At 59.4% G+C, this 17,076-nt stretch carries 12 protein-coding genes and 3 pseudogenes; 7 read left to right on the top strand and 8 right to left on the bottom strand.

What is annotated here, in order from left to right:
• Positions 1–530: 530 nt before the first annotated feature.
• From KZO24_RS28190 to KZO24_RS28180, 3 genes and pseudogenes are all read right to left on the bottom strand, one after another.
• Positions 531–1,024, bottom strand: a pseudogene (locus tag KZO24_RS28190) (nucleoside deaminase).
• A gap of 146 nt (positions 1,025–1,170) precedes the next feature.
• On the bottom strand, positions 1,171–2,298 hold the full coding sequence (locus KZO24_RS28185) for an IS5 family transposase (RefSeq protein WP_486488345.1): 1,128 nt from the start codon (positions 2,296–2,298) through the stop codon (positions 1,171–1,173).
• 80 nt (positions 2,299–2,378) lie between these two features.
• Positions 2,379–3,002 carry a YbhB/YbcL family Raf kinase inhibitor-like protein gene (locus KZO24_RS28180; protein ID WP_486488344.1) on the bottom strand — a complete coding sequence of 208 codons (624 nt, stop codon included), beginning with the start codon at positions 3,000–3,002 and terminating at the stop codon, positions 2,379–2,381.
• Here KZO24_RS28180 and KZO24_RS28175 point away from each other — a divergent pair.
• Entirely contained in the window at positions 2,991–3,302 is a 312-nt protein-coding gene (locus KZO24_RS28175) for a hypothetical protein (RefSeq protein WP_486488343.1), read from the top strand. The two genes, KZO24_RS28180 and KZO24_RS28175, sit on opposite strands and share 12 nt — an antisense overlap.
• A gap of 336 nt (positions 3,303–3,638) precedes the next feature.
• On the opposite strand, the gene KZO24_RS28170 is transcribed toward KZO24_RS28175, so the two are convergent.
• Entirely contained in the window at positions 3,639–4,295 is a 657-nt protein-coding gene (locus tag KZO24_RS28170) for an IS4 family transposase (RefSeq protein WP_486488342.1), read from the bottom strand.
• 41 nt (positions 4,296–4,336) lie between these two features.
• Entirely contained in the window at positions 4,337–5,485 is a 1,149-nt protein-coding gene (locus tag KZO24_RS28165; RefSeq protein WP_486488434.1) for a tyrosine-type recombinase/integrase, read from the bottom strand.
• Between the two features lie 312 nt (positions 5,486–5,797).
• Between KZO24_RS28165 and KZO24_RS28160 the strand changes: the two genes are divergently transcribed.
• The 5 genes and pseudogenes from KZO24_RS28160 to KZO24_RS28140 all read left to right on the top strand — a co-directional run bounded on the left by KZO24_RS28160 (position 5,798) and on the right by KZO24_RS28140 (position 9,504).
• Entirely contained in the window at positions 5,798–6,937 is a 1,140-nt protein-coding gene (locus KZO24_RS28160) for a DNA-binding domain-containing protein (RefSeq protein ID WP_486488341.1), read from the top strand.
• Complete coding sequence (locus KZO24_RS28155) at positions 6,915–7,454, top strand: Mu transposase C-terminal domain-containing protein (RefSeq protein WP_486488340.1); 540 nt, start codon at positions 6,915–6,917, stop codon at positions 7,452–7,454. The genes KZO24_RS28160 and KZO24_RS28155 overlap by 23 nt, the downstream gene beginning before the upstream one ends.
• Positions 7,451–8,374 (top strand): TniB family NTP-binding protein, encoded by a 924-nt coding sequence (locus KZO24_RS28150; protein ID WP_486488339.1) that lies wholly within the window; start codon positions 7,451–7,453, stop codon positions 8,372–8,374. Before KZO24_RS28155 ends, KZO24_RS28150 begins: the two co-directional genes overlap by 4 nt.
• Positions 8,371–8,745, top strand: a pseudogene (locus tag KZO24_RS28145) (TniQ family protein); the annotation flags it as partial. The gene KZO24_RS28150 and the pseudogene KZO24_RS28145, both read left to right, overlap by 4 nt.
• 240 nt (positions 8,746–8,985) lie before the next feature.
• Complete coding sequence (locus KZO24_RS28140; protein ID WP_486488462.1) at positions 8,986–9,504, top strand: hypothetical protein; 519 nt, start codon at positions 8,986–8,988, stop codon at positions 9,502–9,504.
• A gap of 1,162 nt (positions 9,505–10,666) precedes the next feature.
• Here KZO24_RS28140 and KZO24_RS28135 read toward each other — a convergent pair.
• Both KZO24_RS28135 and KZO24_RS28130 read right to left on the bottom strand, forming a co-directional pair.
• Positions 10,667–11,590, bottom strand: coding sequence for a ParB/RepB/Spo0J family partition protein (locus KZO24_RS28135; RefSeq protein WP_486488338.1), 924 nt, complete (start codon positions 11,588–11,590; stop codon positions 10,667–10,669).
• A gap of 1,296 nt (positions 11,591–12,886) precedes the next feature.
• Positions 12,887–13,846 (bottom strand): AAA family ATPase, encoded by a 960-nt coding sequence (locus KZO24_RS28130; protein ID WP_486488337.1) that lies wholly within the window; start codon positions 13,844–13,846, stop codon positions 12,887–12,889.
• Between the two features lie 755 nt (positions 13,847–14,601).
• Here KZO24_RS28130 and KZO24_RS28125 point away from each other — a divergent pair.
• Positions 14,602–15,972, top strand: a complete 1,371-nt coding sequence (locus KZO24_RS28125) for a replication protein RepA (protein WP_486488336.1) — start codon at positions 14,602–14,604, stop codon at positions 15,970–15,972.
• A gap of 486 nt (positions 15,973–16,458) precedes the next feature.
• Here KZO24_RS28125 and KZO24_RS28120 read toward each other — a convergent pair.
• Positions 16,459–16,566, bottom strand: a pseudogene (locus tag KZO24_RS28120) (transposase); the annotation flags it as partial.
• Positions 16,567–17,076: the final 510 nt, after the last annotated feature.

Raw genomic sequence — 17,076 nt, 5'->3', positions numbered from 1 at the left:
TAGGTTTGACCAGCGAATTTGCGTCGCACGTGACCATCGCGAAGGCGTTTCCGGACTCGGTCGGTTGCCAGAACCCTGCAACCGCGAACGCCCGCTGTCGGGCACGAAAAACCACATCTCACCCTACGGCGGCGGCTTGCGCTCGCGAAGGTCATGTTAGGGGGCATGAACTCCTGGGCTCTGTGAGCGGCACCAGGCAGCGATTCTGCGGGGCGCTGGCCCAGCTGCCGCCGTCAGCGCGAGGTTGCGCCCGTTGGTCATCGTCCCAGTGGCCTTGCCGCCCAGGACATCCCAGCTCATGACGTCCGGCCGAACCTGTTTCCCTCGTCGCTCATCACATAGGCGCGCCCCCGCGGGCACAGCTCCCGGGGGTCGAAGCGGTTGTCGTGCGCGGCTTCGCTGAACAGATCAGCAACCGACCGCAGATCGTCTCGATCTTACGTTTCATGCGGGCACGGTTATACATGGGTCAATACCTACAATACCGTAGTCTTCTATGTCCGGTCGCTGGTCGTTGACATCTTCGCTTTTCAGAGATTGCCCTGTTCCTCCGTCGGAACCTCGTCGCCAGGCGCGAAGTAGAGGGCGGCACATTCCGCGCGAAGGCATCCCCTTCGAGCGCAAGATCATCACGAAACGCATCCGTGATAAAATCCATGGAGTCGAGGTGGCGGTCTTCGAAATACATCTGATGCACGTCGCCGCGGCCTGCACCATAGACGATGCGACCGACCTTGGTCCAGATCGAGGCCATCGTGCACATACCGCACGGCTGCAGGGTCGAGTATAGCGTGGCGCCGCGAAGGTCCATGTCGCCATGAACCCGCCCTGCACCACGAAAAGCCATCATTTCGGCATGGGCGGTCGCGTCGCAGGTTTCCTCAGTCTTATTAACACCTCGGGAGAGCTCGCGACCATCCAGTACGATTATGGCTGCAATTGGAGTGTCCTGCGGCGCTGCGCCTTTCGTTTTTGCCAGTTCGATGGCCTCACGCATCCAGGCCCTGTCGTTTTCGTCTATCATGGTCTCTTAACAGGTTGCGGAAAAAGGCGTCGCAGTGGTCGTCATCGGCCCGATTTCAAAGGTCCTGGGCACGGTAGTCGGTCATTTTCGGGTGAAAGTCGTAGAGACCTGCCGTGTGGCCGGTCCTGGCGATGTGAGCGGCGCGGCTAGGCCGCCGCCAGCAGTTTCGGCAGTCGGATGAGGTTGTAGGCGGCAGCGGTGAGCGTGAAGAACCATCCGACGCGATCCTGGCCGCGATGACGGGTTTTTCGCATGTTGCCGCAGGTCTTGGCCCAGCCAAACACCTCCTCGATCCGCTTGCGGATTCTCTGCGAGACGGCGTAGCCGGGATGGCGTGTCGTCCGTCCGTCGATGGCGGAACGACGATTGGTGTTGTTCTGGGCCACGTGCGGGGTAACGTCCATCTCGCGCAACGCCGCGACGAAGCCAGCCGTGTCGTAGTTCTTGTCGGCGCCCAGCGTAATCCGATGACGTCCCTCCATGCGCCCCAGCATGGTCAACGCGGCCTCGCGTTCGGCGGTGCCGGTGGCATGGGTGAGCGTTGCATCGACCACGAGACCGTTGCGGTTTTCCATGAGCACATGGGCCATGTGGCACAGCTTCGCTGCCTGGCCACGCGCCTTCTTGAACAGCCGGGCATCGGAATCGGTGGTCGAGGCATGGGTCGCATTGCTGCGCTTCTCGCCCCGGAAGTCGCATTCGGCATTGCGGCCGGTCGGCCGCGTCGCCTGTTTGCTCTGGCTAGACACCGACCCACTGTCACCGTCATCGCCGGGGCCGCCTTCATCCTTGGGCCTGAAGCTCTTCACGCTGGCCCACGCTTCGATCAAGGTGCCGTCCACGGAGAAATGATCGTCCGACAGCAGCGCCTGTACGCGCGGCTGCCCGATGACGGCGGACAGGAACCTGGCGGCGATGTCGCCTGCCAGCAGCCTCTCGCGGTTCTTGGTGAAAACCGTGACATCCCAGATCGGCGCATCCATCGCCAGGCCGACGAACCAGCGGAAGAGCAGGTTGTAGTCCATCTGCTCCATCAACTGGCGTTCCGAGCGGATCGAATAGAAGGCCTGCAAGAGCAAGGCGCGAAGGAGCTTCTCGGGCGGGATCGAAGGCCTGCCGATACGCGAATACAGGCCATCGAAATCCGCCGACAGCACCTCCAGCGCTTCGTCGACAATCGCTCTGATGGCGCGGAGCGGGTGGTTCGCCGGTACCCGAGCCTCGCAGCTCACGTACGAAAACAGCCCCTCACTCCGCTCATCATCGCCGCGCATCCCGATCCCTTCAACATCGCTCGTCGCAATCCTGGAATCAGCAATGCCTCTTCAGGGCAAGCTACTTTTTCCGCAGCCTGTTAAACACCGGCGGGGCGCAGGCCGACTCCGGCTGTACCCGAAACTGTCGGCTCGTCGCGCGAATAGGTCCCGATGAGCAGGCCGGCGGCAAGGACCTTCCCATGTATAGCCTCCAGAAATGCGGAGCGGCCGGGGTTGGCAGTGAGCACAGGAACCTGCGAGAGTGCAAAAAGTTGGAATACGTAATCATGCACGCCGTGGCCTTTCGGAGGATCCGGCGCCAGCCAGCCTTCCGCCAGATAGCTGTTTCGTCCTACGTCGCTGCCGTCCGCCGCGCCCTCCCCGTCCGGCACGATCGCACCCTCGGGCAGTCTTCCGACAGTGGGCGGGATATTCCAGACAAGGGCATGAACGAGCGGATATGGGGCGGGCGCGTCAGGATCCTCGACAAGCAGCGCCAACGATGCCGTACCTTCCGGGAGAGGTCCCCAGTTTAAAGGCGGCGAAATGCCTTCCCCGTCAGCCGTGCACCTGATCGGAAGGCGCTGACCATCCGCGAACGCGGGGCTCGACAGGGGAAAGAGGCGCTCGCCCATGTCTTCGCGAACGATTGCCAGCTTCGAGTGTCCGGCGCGGACATCCTTGAGAAGGCTCCCGAGCCAGGTAGGTACGTGTTCGAGCACTTCGCGATCCTTTACACAGGGGTGATGAGCCTTTCGTACTCATGCCTGCCCGGCTCCGCCCGGCGCTCACATCAGGCGAACGGGCGTAGCCGCTTGAGCTGCGTGGACTTGCCGGCCTTGGCTTTGAAGGTAGGCGTCAACGTGCGCCATAAACGCAGACTTGAAAGCCACCAGATCAACGGTACGCCAGGAAACGTCGTCTCCTATCCCTTCGATCCTGCCGATAAGAACGTCTTCGTCTCGGCAATACATGATCGGGGTCGTGAACCCGCGATGGTGCAGGCGATTGGCGGCAACTAGGAGGGAGCTTTCGATTTGGGCCATCACCATACGTCAACGCACAAAGGGCACGATGGTCGCAACGACGGCTGAAATTACTGCAAAAGGATCAACCATTCGAACTCGGTCCGAGGTGCATCATGCCGCCTGGAAGCGCGCCGATGACACGCGATTCAGTTGTATGCCGCCGCTACGCACTAGCGGCGATCAATTTCGTTCTCCCGGCGCGCCGCGTCCAAAGATAACTGGGATGGCGAGCGCTCACGCGTAATCGGGAAGCAGACCTTGCTCTTACCCACAAGTGCCTGCTGGGGGCCTCGAGATCTCGAGCTCCCTCGACGAGATCGGCGAGTCGCGTCATTCCTCTCCATATGACGGTCGTGCCGGGTGGGGGTCAGACGCGCGGTCAAGGTAGCCTGCGAGCCTTGCGACGGCTCTGACATAGAAGGCGAGGTTGCGGGCTGGCGCGCGTCTCAACTTTGGCGTCGAGCTATCGAGAACGTTGCGCTCTGTTTCGGTGAAGACGGCAGCAGGCGTGGCCTCTGGAGCCTCACGAGCCAGCATCGTCAGCCACGACACGCGCCAGGCAACGACGCAGCACAAGGCGATACAATTGGCCAAGCGGTTGACCGTTGTCAGGCGAAGTTCTTCGATCCGGCACCCGGTTTTCAGGGTTCGGAAGAATGTCTCGATCTTCCAGCGCTTGGAGTACCAGCCAAGCTTATGAACGGCATCGGCGTGGTTTTTGACAGGTAAATTTGTAATAAGCTTCCAGTTAATCCGTTCGCGATCTTCCGGCGGACTGATTTCTTCGGCATGGATGACCTGAAGGTCTTGGTTTATGTATTTCTTCTGTTTTCCGATTGGGGGCCGGACCGTCATTGTCGCATATCGTATTGATAGCGTTGCCCGCTGCTCCTTGCCTTTAGCATTGCGGAATTGGATTTCGTGGGTCCCGCTGCACGGCGTCCTTTCCATAACTTGGGCGATGGTCGTCTTGCCATCTTGCGCCAAGCGCCATGGGGCCTCCGTCCTTAGCCCCTCCCCTCCCCTTCTTACCCAAGCTTCTTCATGAGTCGTCCGGCAGCCCCGTGCTCGGCGGCTAGGTTCCGATTATAGGCAAGCGGCATGCGTGGGCTTTTCCAGCGCAAAGCATCCATGATCCCTGCAAGATCCTCGCCGCTGGCGAACAGGTCCTGGTTGAGCCCGACCCGCGTAGAATGGCCGCTGACCTGCGTTAGCAGGTGCGCCAGGTCATCTTTCGTCAGATCCGGCAAAGCCCCCTGGTCGAAAGCCCGCCGAATGATCGCCCGCCAGATTGGCCCGATCGAGCCCGGATGCAGAGCGGTATCGCCGAAGCTGTATTCGGTGCGCGCCGGAACTGCAGGCTTAGGCAACGTCTTGCGCAGGCCCCAAATCTCCCGCCCCGATATCGTCGACAGGTCGCGTCCGGGTACCCGGGCCCGCGCCTTGTAGTGCCGCACGATGACCCGCCGGAATAAAGGGCCAGTGACGATGCCGGCCGCTGCCGCCCACGCGTCCACCGCGCGCACGGTCCTCGGGCTGAGGAACGCGGTGGCGCCCTCCCCTTCGCTGTCGCCCTTGCTACGCGCGATGGTCAGCAGCCGGGCGTCGGGATCGGTTGCGGGGATGATGTCTTCCAACGTAACCGCGACCAGTTCGCTGGCGCGCAGACCCGTGTCGTAGGCAAAACTGAGCAGCGCGCGGTCGCGCAGGCCCATGGGATCCGCGCCACAGCTCTCCAGCAGCGCGCGCAGGTTCAATCCGCGCGCCGGATCGCGCTCAATGTCCGAAACGGGCCCCTTGAAGCGCAGCGGCGCCGCCTGGCGCTGGGCCACGCCTTTGTCGCGGCGGATCGCAGCCAGGGTCAGCTTGACCAGCGGCGCGGTGGTGGGATCGACCTGGCCGAGCAACTGGTGCAGCCGGGCGATTGAGGCTTTGTAGCGCGCGAGTGAGGCAGGTTTGGCCCCCTGCCCTGCCCGGTACTTGAGATAGTCGGCGACATCCTGCGCATTCGCCGGCAGCGTGATCCGGCGGTGCTCGCGGCACCACAGATCGAACGCACTCAGGTCCGAGCGCAGCGCCAGCAGGGTATGGCGCGAGGCGGCGGCCTGGAAGGCCTCGAGCAGGGGCGCATCGATCACGACCCGCTCGGCCGTACGCAATGTGGTCACCAGGGGCAGCAGCAGCAGGCCTGCCCCGCCCTGGGCGGTCTTCTCGAGCGATGGCGTCTCTTCGTAGATCAAACGGCTGCAGTCCGGGGGTTTAGGAGAATTCGAGTCCGGTGGTATTCGGACACGGTTCGGCGTAACTGCTTCATATAAAATGATAATATCTCATTGTGTCGGTTTCAGAATAAGACCGGACTGGAAAATGGCGCATTTCGTTCATTCATATTTCTAAATAACAGCGGACTCTCGCGGTCTGAAGCATTTTTTGATAGAATAACCGTGGACTGCGCTGAGCGAGTCTCCAGCGCTTTCGTGGGTAAGGTGATGGCCGATACAGGCACTACCCTGACGCGCGCCGATACCGGCGCATGGCGCATCGCTTGCGATCGCGAGCCGGTAATTCGTGCGCTCGTCGCGATGCCAACCCTCACCCGTTCTGCCCTCCTGTGCGCCTGCGCCGAACTCAGCCTGAGCAGGACGAGGGTCTTCGAACTTGTCGCACGATACCGAAAGGATCCCGTCACGACCTCGCTTCTGGATCAAGGACGCGGCTTTCCGAAAGGCGGATCCCGCCTGGATCCACAACTGGATCAGATCATCGATACGACGATCGAAAGCTTCTACCTGACCCGCCCGAAGCCGACGATGGCCCAACTGGTCCGGAGGGTCAAAGAAGTATGCCACGAAGGCAGCCTCAAACCGCCCGCCCGTGGGACGATCGCAGCACGCGTCGCTCTCGTAGAACGAAACCGACTGGTGAAGGCACGCGACGGTCGCAAAGCCGCCAGCGATCGTCACCGGCCTGTGGTGGGATCATACTTCGCCGACCACGCCTTGCAGGTGGTCCAGATGGATCACACTCCCGCCGATATCATCATAGTCGACGAGCATTTTCGGAGGCCGCTCTGCAGGCCAACTCTCACCCTGCAGATCGATCTTGCAACCCGCGTCATCCCTGGTTTCTACATCTCGCTCGAGAGCCCCTCGGCTACGTCGGTGGGCATGGCCATTCGCCATGCAGTCCTCGGAAAGACAGCCTGGCTTGAAGAGCGGGAGATCAGGCTCGAATACCCCGTCTATGGTATTCCCGATGCCCTCCATCTCGACAACGCTCGGGAGTTTCATTCCCATGCACTCGCGCGTGGATGCCAGCAGCATGGGATCGAACTGAAATATCGTCCCATCGCCACACCGCACTATGGGGGACACATTGAGCGCCTGATCGGCACGATGATTGGCGAAGTGCATCTGCTCCCGGGCACGACCTTCTCCAACGTGAAGGCAAAAGGCGATTATGACGCGGAGGGTCAGTCGTGCATGACCCTTAAGGAATTTGAGCTCTGGTTCACGCTTCAAGTCGGAATTCTATCATGGTTCGGTTCATCGCGAACTGGGCGTTCCACCGCTGACGGCGTGGAACGACGCCAATACTACACGCGCGGTGCCGCTGCGGCTGCCGGCTGACGCGGACCGTTTCCTTCTCGATTTTCTGCCCTTCGAGATGCGCCGCATTCGGCGGGAAGGTGTCGAGCTGTTCCACGCTTTCTACTGGCACGGCGCCTTGGCGCCCCTCGCCGCGAACTGCGACAGAAAGCTCCCGATCAAATACAGCCCGCTCAATCTTTCGAGCGTCTACGTCGAGCTGCCAGATGGCGAGCATCTCACGGTACCCCTACGCGATCGGCGCCGTCCTCCAATCACCAAATTTGAGCATGACCTTGCCGTGAAGGCATTGCGCGAACGCGGACGCCTTGCAGTCGATGAAAACTCCTTGTTCGAAATGGTGCGCGAACAGCGGCGGATAATCGTCGAGGCCATCGACCGGACTAAATCCGCGCGCAGATCGGCACAGCGAATATCCTACGCCCTGGGGCAAGACCCGCCACACTCAGAGATGCTCTCATTGCCAACGCCAATGGACGCGGCACCGCCCGGTGATACCGAACCTGTCGTGCCCTTCACGATCGAGGAGCGAACATGACCGACCTCTACGATCACCTGTTTCCCGCTTACCGGGATACGGCATCGATGCCGGACGATGAACGGATCGACTGGCTGCGGCGAGACCGCTGGATGGCGCTTCCGCAAGCCGGAGAAGCGCTCAGACGGCTGGAGGATGTGCTGACCTATCCGCAACGCGGCCGGATGCCGTGCCTCCTGCTGTTCGGTACCACCGGCATGGGCAAGAGCGAGATCGTGAATAGGTTCGCCGAGCTGCACGCCTCGTCGTACGACCAGCGCGCCGGGCTCACGACAATGCCGGTGGTGGTCGTTCAGATGCCTCCGCAGCCAAGCGAGGAGGAGTTCTACACCGAGCTGCTGTTGGCGATGAACCTCACAGAGTTCGAGCATATGTCCCTGCGATCGCTCCGCTCGCTTTCGCGTCGAATGCTCGCTGAACTCGGCGTGAGGGTTCTCGTGCTCGACGAGATCGACAAGATGCTGGCCGGGTCGCCGCGGCAGCAGCGCATCTTCCTTAATACGATCCGCTTCCTGACAAACGATTTGAAGATACCAATCGTATGCGCCGGTACCGAGGACGCGCGGATTGCGGTCTTGACCGATCCCAACCTTGCTGATCGTTTTGCTGCATTCGAACTGGTCCTGTGGCGCAACGATCAGGCGTTCCGACAGCTCATGGCCAGCTTTTCCGGACTGCTTCCGCTGCGCCTGCCCTCGCAGCTCGATGCAAATGACGTGCGTCAACGCGTCCTCAACCTGAGCCAGGGCGTAACGGGTCGGATTTTCCGCCTTATGGAAGCCCTCGCCATCGCCGCGATCCGTAACAAGCGGGAGATGATCGACACGAGCAGCTTCGATGACGAGGCGCTGTTGCTTCCCCTAGTATCGATGCAGGTGATCGCCAATACCAACCGGACTTTGCGTCGGCGCGTCGCGTGATCCCGCCGCCGGCGCCATTTCCCGATGAGCTGCTGACTTCTTGGCTTGCCCGACAGAACTGGCGTGTCCGCGGTCGAGTTTTTCAGGACCCGGAGGTCGTTCTCGATCGCAGGGGCCGCTGGCGTCTCCCGGACATTCACCCGCCAGCTGCCTGGTTGAAAGCGGTGTCACTAGAGTTCGGCGTACCTCCCTCCAGCCTCGCAGAGATCACCATCGGGCGCCGCCATCCGGGCATACCGCTTGATTTCCTCGCGTGGGACGCGCCGCCATTCCAGACTGAGCATGAGACCCTTCGCCCCATTCCAAGACTGCACGTGAGCTGGTGTACGCGGTGTCTGGCCGAAGATTATGCCGCTGGCCAGCCAGCCTATCTGCGCCGGCACTGGGTACTGGCGGTATCCGGCTTTTGCCACAAACACAAATGGCCGCTCCAGGACCGATGTGCTGCGTGCGGCTGCTTTCGCTGGAGGCTCTCAGCTGCCGCGAGCGGCCCGTTGCGCATGATCTGCCGGGGCTGCTGGCGCCCACTTGAGAGGGCGGCTCCCGAGACACTTGTCGCCGATCAAAACGCCGTGAATTGCTGGGATCACGTCATCGAGTTGGAGGTTGCAGTGGCGACCGCCCTTCGTGGCAGGACACCAGACCAACACCGTTTCAACTTCACTTCGGCCGACCAACTGCTCAACGAAGTGCGCGACATCTGGCAGTTGCTCGTCGGCCATCATCGTTCCTGGGCACGGACCGACATCCCCCTGAACAGCTACGTCTGTCCGGCCATGACCCCCGGATCGGATCCGCCCGAATTTCACTCGAGTGACAAGTTGCACCCGATGGCGATCGCCAGCATGGCCATGCGTCGCTCAATGCTCTCCGCGGTCAAAGGCATTCTCGACCCTCGCATCGAGACTGGCAGAGTTCTGTTTGGCGAGCATAAGCCGCCGGCAATTGAGACGTTTGTCGCCTCGGTGGACGAAGACGCGCTCCAACAAAATATCGAAGCGATGAAACGCTGGTCACCTGCTTTTGTCGACCGCGTTGTCGTCGCTCGACGCGGAAGGCGACGTAACGCCCGGATCGCTGATCTTGAGAGCCGAATAGCAAGGATCGGATCGTCGCTCGCGCGTGTTTAACCAGAGCCTGTGACGACCCTTCTTGTTGCGGGTTTTGAGCGCGCGGCGGAGTCCGGATTATTCTGAAAAGAGTCCGGGGTTATTCTGACACTCCGACGGGCTGCGACGTGGAAGGCCCACGAGTCCGGCCATATTCCGAAACCGACAGCGTTCTCACGGCATTCTAGCGCGGCTAATATGGTTATGCAATAACTGCACTTATTGCAGGTTGGTTTTGGTTCAATCTCAGCAGGTGTATAGTTATTCAGGTTTAAGTTGACATCCGTGCGGAAAGTGGCGGTTTTGCGTTGGTTTCCACCGATCGGTGGCTTCGCGAGCCGCCGCTTGCACCGTCTGATATACTGCGCGTTGCAGGCTATCATACCGTCAGGTCACGCAACGCGCTTTCTCGAGGATGCCTTAGCCCCTGCCCCGCTCTGGATTTGTGACGGCGTTGATCCAGGCCAGTTCATCGCCGAGCGAACAGGTTAAAGCCGTAGTGCCTTGCGATATCGTTCGGGAGGATGGCGGTTCCTGCCCGCATCGCTACCTGATATCGCCGAGCACGGTGGCGGGCCATTCCGGATGAAATCTAACGCGCTCGTCGAAGCGGCGCGCCAAGCGACAGCTCGTGCCCCGGCGAGCTAAAACCAACACTCGCCTTTCTAAAACGAGGCGACTGCCCTGGAGTGGGAGATGTATCGGAGGCTAGAAGAAAGAGGGGCGCCGAGGTAAGTGATCGCGTTCGCTTCACCGCCCTCCCCAGCCATTACCGAACCTGGCGGCGGGCGCATCGGATTTTCGAAAGCGGCTGTACAGGCTTCCGATCGATCCCGCCCCATCCAGAAGCGATTGCATGTTGCCGAAGCCGCCGGCGCGGGTTTTGAAGATGAACCTACTGTTCGCGGGCGGAGAGATCATCGTCAAATCTGCTGTAAACCCGGAAACACTAATCCCCGGAAAGAGGGCTTACAGCGAGAAAACCACCGTACGCCACCCAAGCGGGTGCAGACGGAGACAAGCTCCTGCAAGGGGCTTTAAAGACGATTCTAGCCCTGTTTCACGCTTTGTTCTCTCCGGCGGAATTAGCGGGAGGGCTCCCCAAAAAGCTCATCAAGCAGAAGCGCGAACGCAGCTTCAACCTCCGATCGCTCGGCGATGATCTTTGATGCCAACGTGATCGTCATCCCCTTCTTTTTGACGCACGCGTGTACGTAAGGATTTCCCCACCGTCAGCAGCACCGATCGTGAAAGAAGTATTCTCGACCACTAACGGCCGCGGCGGTTTGGCGGCATTCCGGAAGGCAGCAACCACCTCCGCCGGCGATATGAGCTTCTCACCTTCCTTGAGGCGCGAGGCCTGCACCCCAGCCAGCCGGACGGCCTCCGCACGTACCCGCTCGGCGACCTGCCCGCCCTCTTTTATAATCGCAGCGATGGTACGAGGCTGCGAAATTGTTACAACTTTGGGATCACCAAACGCCGAGATGAAAACTTCATCAAGATCGGCGAGCGCCATGTAACGGTAGATCGTGGCACGCGCCACGCCCAGCCGCTCAGCCATTGCTGCGGTATCGTTCTTATAATGTGTGCGAAGTGCCATCTGGTAGCTTCGCGCGCGCTCGATATCGGAGACATCGGCGCGAGCCCTGTTCTCAAGATCGCTCAGCCGAAATGCGGCCTCGTCATCAAGTGGCTGTACGTCGATGAGATACTTGAAATCGGGATAGTTATTCGCCCTGAGCCAGCTGATCGCAAAGTGCCTGCGCGAGCCTGCAACGATCTCGAACGGGACCGCAGGATCGTCCGTTCGACGAACGATCGCAGGCATCCGCTGCCGACCTTCCGACCGGATCGATTGAATGAGCTCTTCGCAATCCTCGTACGTGAGGTGGTCATAACGCCGAGCGTTCTGATGCGACGGCTTGCAAAGGGCCGGGTCCACCCACTCATACTGTTCGTACTGGACATCGGCACCGAGCTTGCTCAGCGCCTTACCGCGGCTGACCAGGACGTCACCGGTCGGGAGTAGGGGAGCCTCACTGTCTCCAAACGCTTCGACCACCTCCGAGGCGATAGATGCCCCAAATCCCGGTTTACGCGCCATAACATCTTGTCCTTCACATACCCTGACGGAACCCCCGCCAACGAATCTCGCTTTCGCCAGTCGGCTTGGGTTTATCGGATTGTGTTCAAGATGTGCAAGAGCCCCTCCCCGTGCTCCGGACATGCTCTGCGACACGCATCAGTGGGTGCGAGGGCGGAGAAAGCACGACCTATCCCTTTCCGCTTCAACGAAGGCGCACAATCGGCTTCGTACAAACCCCGGGGCAGACGACGTATGATGCTCCAGACGCCTACCTGATTTGTTGAGTATGCGACGGGTTGCAAACTAGCCCATGTAGCGCTCGCTCACTCGTAGACCGACTAACGCGGCACAATCTTCGGCGGCACTTTGTGGCCGCACCGCCAACATCTCAGGCGCGCGCGTTCACGCCGAGCGGGCCGAGATTTTCTCAACCCGCTAACGCGCCCTGCCAAAGTTTACAGTTCGAGCCTCGCTACAGGCGGTGCACTACGACAATGGCCATCCAGCTACGGACGAACCGGACAAGCGGGCTCAAGAGCATGCTCCGTGCCAGGCCGCCCGCCACGATTCTCCAATGGAGAATCGTCCGCAATGATGGGCCGATATATCTCAGCGCGAAAGATTCACCGCCTCGATTGGTCGATCGTACTCGCGTTCTCCATTGGAGAATAGGCCTGCATCTTATCGTTGAAGCCCCGATTCTTCCATCGGAGAATGGTTGTGGCTTGACGTCTTGGGGACCATATGTGGCCGGCCGTCTGACCGTTAAACCCGCATGTCGAGGCTGATGAACCTCTGAAATGCGGCGATCTCTCCACTGGAGAAACGCCGCGTCAGGACAACCCATCCTCGCCGCAAACACCATCGAAGATCAAAATTTCCGAGACTCGAGGGAGCACGCCGCGGCGTGATTGACATTATATCGGAATGATAACTGTTCAGCTGAACGAGGGAAGGCGCCCTGCCCTTTCCATCCAATGGTGCATCGCCGTCGCGCTCGCTCGCCATATACGGCTGCAAAGCTGCGGGGCCGAAAAACAAACCCCGGCTCAATGGCCGGGGTTGAATCATAGGGGTATGCTGCTCGGGCTTCAATCCAGACCATGCCGCGATGGCCATAGCTTCTTGATATTCTCTTCGAGCTCCCAACCCAGCTGATTGAGCTGGTTGAGGCAGCGGGTCCTGACCGCATGATTGGTAGTGGACGACGTGAGATCGAACACTGTCTTCAACTGGCTCGCGGCGTTGTTGAACTCGGCGGAGCTACGTAGCTCCTGCGAGAAGACGCTGCGCCCGAAAACGGCGTTGGTAATATCAACAATCTGCCTCTGGGATCTCGATATTCGCCTCACTCTTCGAGATAACCATTCCCACGAAACCGTACTCCGGCTGGATGTCATGTTCACCCAGTGCGCCCATCGTTTCTTCCAGCATACCGAGAAACGCGGTCGTGGACGCGAAATCCACGATGCTGGGCGGCACAGGAATCAGCAGGGCGTTCGCGGCGTACATCACCGATAGCGAAACCATCCCTAGTGCGGGCGGGGGATCCATGACGATCACGTCGTAGTTGGAAGCGACCTTCTGGATGTCCCGCGCGAGAGTCGTAAGGACACCGAACCCGTGAACGCCAATGCGGGCAGCGACTTCGTACTCGGCGTTATAGAGCTTGAGATTGGCCGGGATCAGATCAAGATTATGAAAGTGGGTCTTTCGGATGATCTGGGCGATGCCCTTCTCCGGCTTTCCTTGAAGCAGCGCGTAGATGCTGTCGAGTTCGTCGAGATCCTTGTCCGGAATATAGCCGAACTGCATGGTCGCGGATGCTTGGGCATCGGCATCTATCAACAAAACACGATATCCATGGATCGCCAGGTACTGCGCCATATGGACCGCGATCGTGGACTTGCCAACTCCACCTTTGAAGTTCTGGCAAGCAATGATTGCGGGCGGGTCGGTCTCCTCACGCCAGGGCCGCGTGTCGAAAACCTGACGCATCGTATCGAGGTCCTTGAGCGTGTAACCCTTACGACGACCAGTGAGATCCCGCTCCTGATGCGGCAGCCGTCCCTCTGCTTCTGCGATCCGGATCGCCGAGGCCGATCGACCTACCAGACTTGCTGCCTGTGAGATCGAAAATGTCGGTCCGCTGCGCGGCGGGCTGTGCTGAATGTTGCGCTCCTGGAGCTTGCTCAACACCATGCTCGCCATGTGATAGTAACGGGTGATCAGCTCTTTGGTGCTGCTGCCCAAATCTGAGGGAAGGGACGCCATGCTTGTCCTCGTCTGGCTTTCGATATACCGAGACGAACCGTCCCGTTGTCAATTTTTACTAGTTCCGCTGAACAAATTCGACAACGAAAATCTCGGTCCACCGTCAATCGCGCGGGGAAGGGCGGCTTTCAATTTTTCAGGTATACCTGAACCAGCGACGACTTGTCACTTTTCCGTCGGAATCACCGCCAAAATCGACAGGATTGCTGTCGCTTCACATCGCTGATTACGGTACGATCATGTCTCTCAACGCGGACGTGCGTTTGGTCCAAGCTCATGCCGGCATTTCAGCGCGGTTGCGCAGAGATAAAGTCGGTTCTCTTGTCGGGAAAACCCACAGCAGCGACCGATTGGCAGTTTCGGACCATCCACCCCCAAAAACCGAAAATAAACTTTGGCTTCTGCGCTGGATGCGTCCGGCCCCTGTGGATAAAACCAAACGCCTCGCTGACAAAGGTATGGTACAGCGCTGGCAAAGGTACAACGAGGCGCTGAAAAGGGTACGATGGGGCGCTGTTTAAGGTACGCGATCTATCCTACTAACGAATCCTACTCCCTTTGGGAGATACCTTCCTCCGGAATGCGCGATGGGAGATTTTTTAGAACGGGGTCCGTTGATTATCGCATCGTACCTTTATCAGCGAGCTGTTGGCGCTTTTTTCGCGGTTCCAGCTAATTAATCGCCAATAGCTTGCTTCCGGACCGCTTTTCGGCAAGATCGCACCCTCGAATAGCGAATTTCGAAGGGTGATTCTGTGGCAAGGCGCAAGCAAGGCGAGACTGGTGCTCAGATCATGCTTCCATTGGGAGCCCAGTTTGTCGACGCCCTGAAACACAGCCCTGTCGCGGAAGTGAGGGCATTGGCCGAGACACCCGACGCGAAGCGGATTTTCGATGCCGTGCATTATGTCATGGAGGAGGAATCGCTTCCAAACTTCATGCACTCGGCGCTCTGCGCAATGTCTCTGCCGGTCAAGGCACCCAAAGATCAAGCTGCGCCCGTCATCAGGCGGGACGGGAACATCTCCCTTATCATTCAACCTATGGAACGGCAGGAACCCATAGGTCCCAATGGGGAATTCGTTGCTGTAAACAAGGGGGTGCCGTACGGGCGCCATGCCCGCCTGATTATGATTTACATCATGACGGAGGCTGTGCGGACGCGGACCCGCGAAATCTATCTCGGAAGCTCGTTCTCAAGCTGGTTGAGGCGCATGGGTATCACGAACACATCGTCAGGCGGCAAGCGCGGGACGCGAACGAGTGTTCAGGATCAGATCGATCGTATTCTCAATTGCCAATGGACGATCCGTTGGGACGACAGCGCACCCCAGTCCAACAAAGGACAGAGAGGCGAGAAAGGCCCCGGCCAGCAGCCGCGCGCGTTCGCGGTCAACGACATGCGGATCGTTAATCAGTATGCAGGACTTAGGACGGGAGAGGGGACGTTTGTCTCGCACTTCGTTCTATCGGAAGAGTTTTACGGCGAACTTCTGAAACACTCCGTGCCCTTCAACGAGCGAGCGATCGTCGCCCTCAAGGATAGTGCGACCAAGCTCGATCTCTATACGTGGCTTGCATATCGCCTTCCGCGTATTCCGCAAGGCACCGAGGTGCGCCTCAGTTGGGCGGATCTCGCGAAACACCTAGGCAATCAATCGAGCACGATGACGAAGTTCCGCCAATCTGTGCGTGCTGCCTGGGACGAAGTGTCCGGAGTATACCAGCAGGCGCGCCATTCGGTCGACATGAGCGATCTCATCATTCGGCTACGCTATGCAGAGAAGCCGACCAAGGGTATGTTGCTCATTCAAGGAGACGAAAAGCGTTCCAGGAAGCTTGCGCAGCCAGCGCCCGAGGAAACCGGGCTACTGAGATTGTACAGTTCCGACAAGCCACAGGTCGCCAAACCCGTTCAGGCGATCCGTTTCCCCAAGAGTGGAGCACTGGAATTCGCTGAGCCGGAATTATATCGTATCGGGAGGGATTACGGTTCGAACAATTCCGTGACAATAATGGCAGACGCCTTCAGGAAACTCCTGGGTAGTGAACTGGATAGCATCGAGGGTGATGAGCTCAAGGATCGTTGGAAGCGGTATGTCGAGAAATGGCGCAAACCTGCCTGAGAATGTCTCAATGAAACTTTGATTCTTCCATTGGAGAATTTGCGGTTGATGGCGCATGGCTGGGGTCAGTTTGGTAGAAGGCCCATACCTTAATCAGCGACGTAGCAAACCGCCTATGTCCAGTGTTTTGTAAGGTGCTGAGCGCGTGAATTGTGTTCGGAAAACTCGCTGATTAAGGTACGCATTAAAAGCTAGAACATGCATGCGTACCTTAATCAGCGACCGAAATCAGCCTCAGGCCGACAGACTGGGCGGTCGCCTTTCCTGCCCCAAGTTCGACGATGAAACGCTCGCCGGTGTTATGGAAAGCGCCAACTCACGCTGGGTCCGAGTTTCTTGCGCGTAGCGATGATCGTGTCCCATTGCGTGGTATGGGATCGAGGGCGTGGCCACGTCGATCTCCGGCCAAGCCGGGTGATCAGGCTGCCATGTGGGGCAACGTGATGGCGCTGTTATCGCTTAATCCCGCAACGCTCTCAAGCGTCATGCTGTGGCGATGAACGCCAAGACGACGCGGCGGCCACTCTTGCCGGCGTGTGCCAACGCGTTACGCATGAAGTGGACACGGCACCGCTGCCAAGTGGCGCTCAACACTGCTTGCCCGCTTGGTTGGTGGCCACAAGAGTGATTGTCGCGGTACGCCCAGTCTGATCATGGGAGAACGCGCAATCGGAGGTTTCCCTGGTGACTTAGGCATCGAGCTCTCACGTGCTGTTTGAAGGTGCCCCAGGACCTTCAGAACGTCGCGCTCGAACTCCGATGCGACGGGAATGAACCGCTGGGCTCGATAGATTGGCTGGGCGTAGCGGGGGACCGGGCGCATCGTCATTTTCTGCAAGCTCGCACACCACCAGAACGAGGAAAGGCCCGTCGACACCAAGGGGGTATCGATGACCTCGCGGACACGCAACGGAAGAGCGTTCTGGCTGTAGAGCAGGGGGAGCGAACCTCATCGGCGTAGATCGCAAGGAAGCCCTGAATATACTGTCCTTGCGAAGCGGCAGCGCGCAGGGCCCTGGTGACGGCGCCATCACGATAAGCGCGCTCATCTGTCCAGAACGCTTCCTCCAGAGGGATACCAGCGCCTGCAAGAAACCGCCTGCT

Source organism: Novosphingobium sp. NFX11 (genome assembly GCF_057376415.1).
This window is presented reverse-complemented; position numbering and strand designations above follow the sequence as displayed.

Coding starts and splice junctions, on each gene's coding strand:
- KZO24_RS28185 (WP_486488345.1), bottom strand. CDS start 2,298: ATGCGCGGCGATGATGAGCGGAGTGAGGGGCTGTTTTCGTACGTGAGC.
- KZO24_RS28160 (WP_486488341.1), top strand. CDS start 5,798: ATGGCCGATACAGGCACTACCCTGACGCGCGCCGATACCGGCGCATGG.
- KZO24_RS28150 (WP_486488339.1), top strand. CDS start 7,451: ATGACCGACCTCTACGATCACCTGTTTCCCGCTTACCGGGATACGGCA.
- KZO24_RS28135 (WP_486488338.1), bottom strand. CDS start 11,590: ATGGCGCGTAAACCGGGATTTGGGGCATCTATCGCCTCGGAGGTGGTC.
- KZO24_RS28130 (WP_486488337.1), bottom strand. CDS start 13,846: ATGGCGTCCCTTCCCTCAGATTTGGGCAGCAGCACCAAAGAGCTGATC.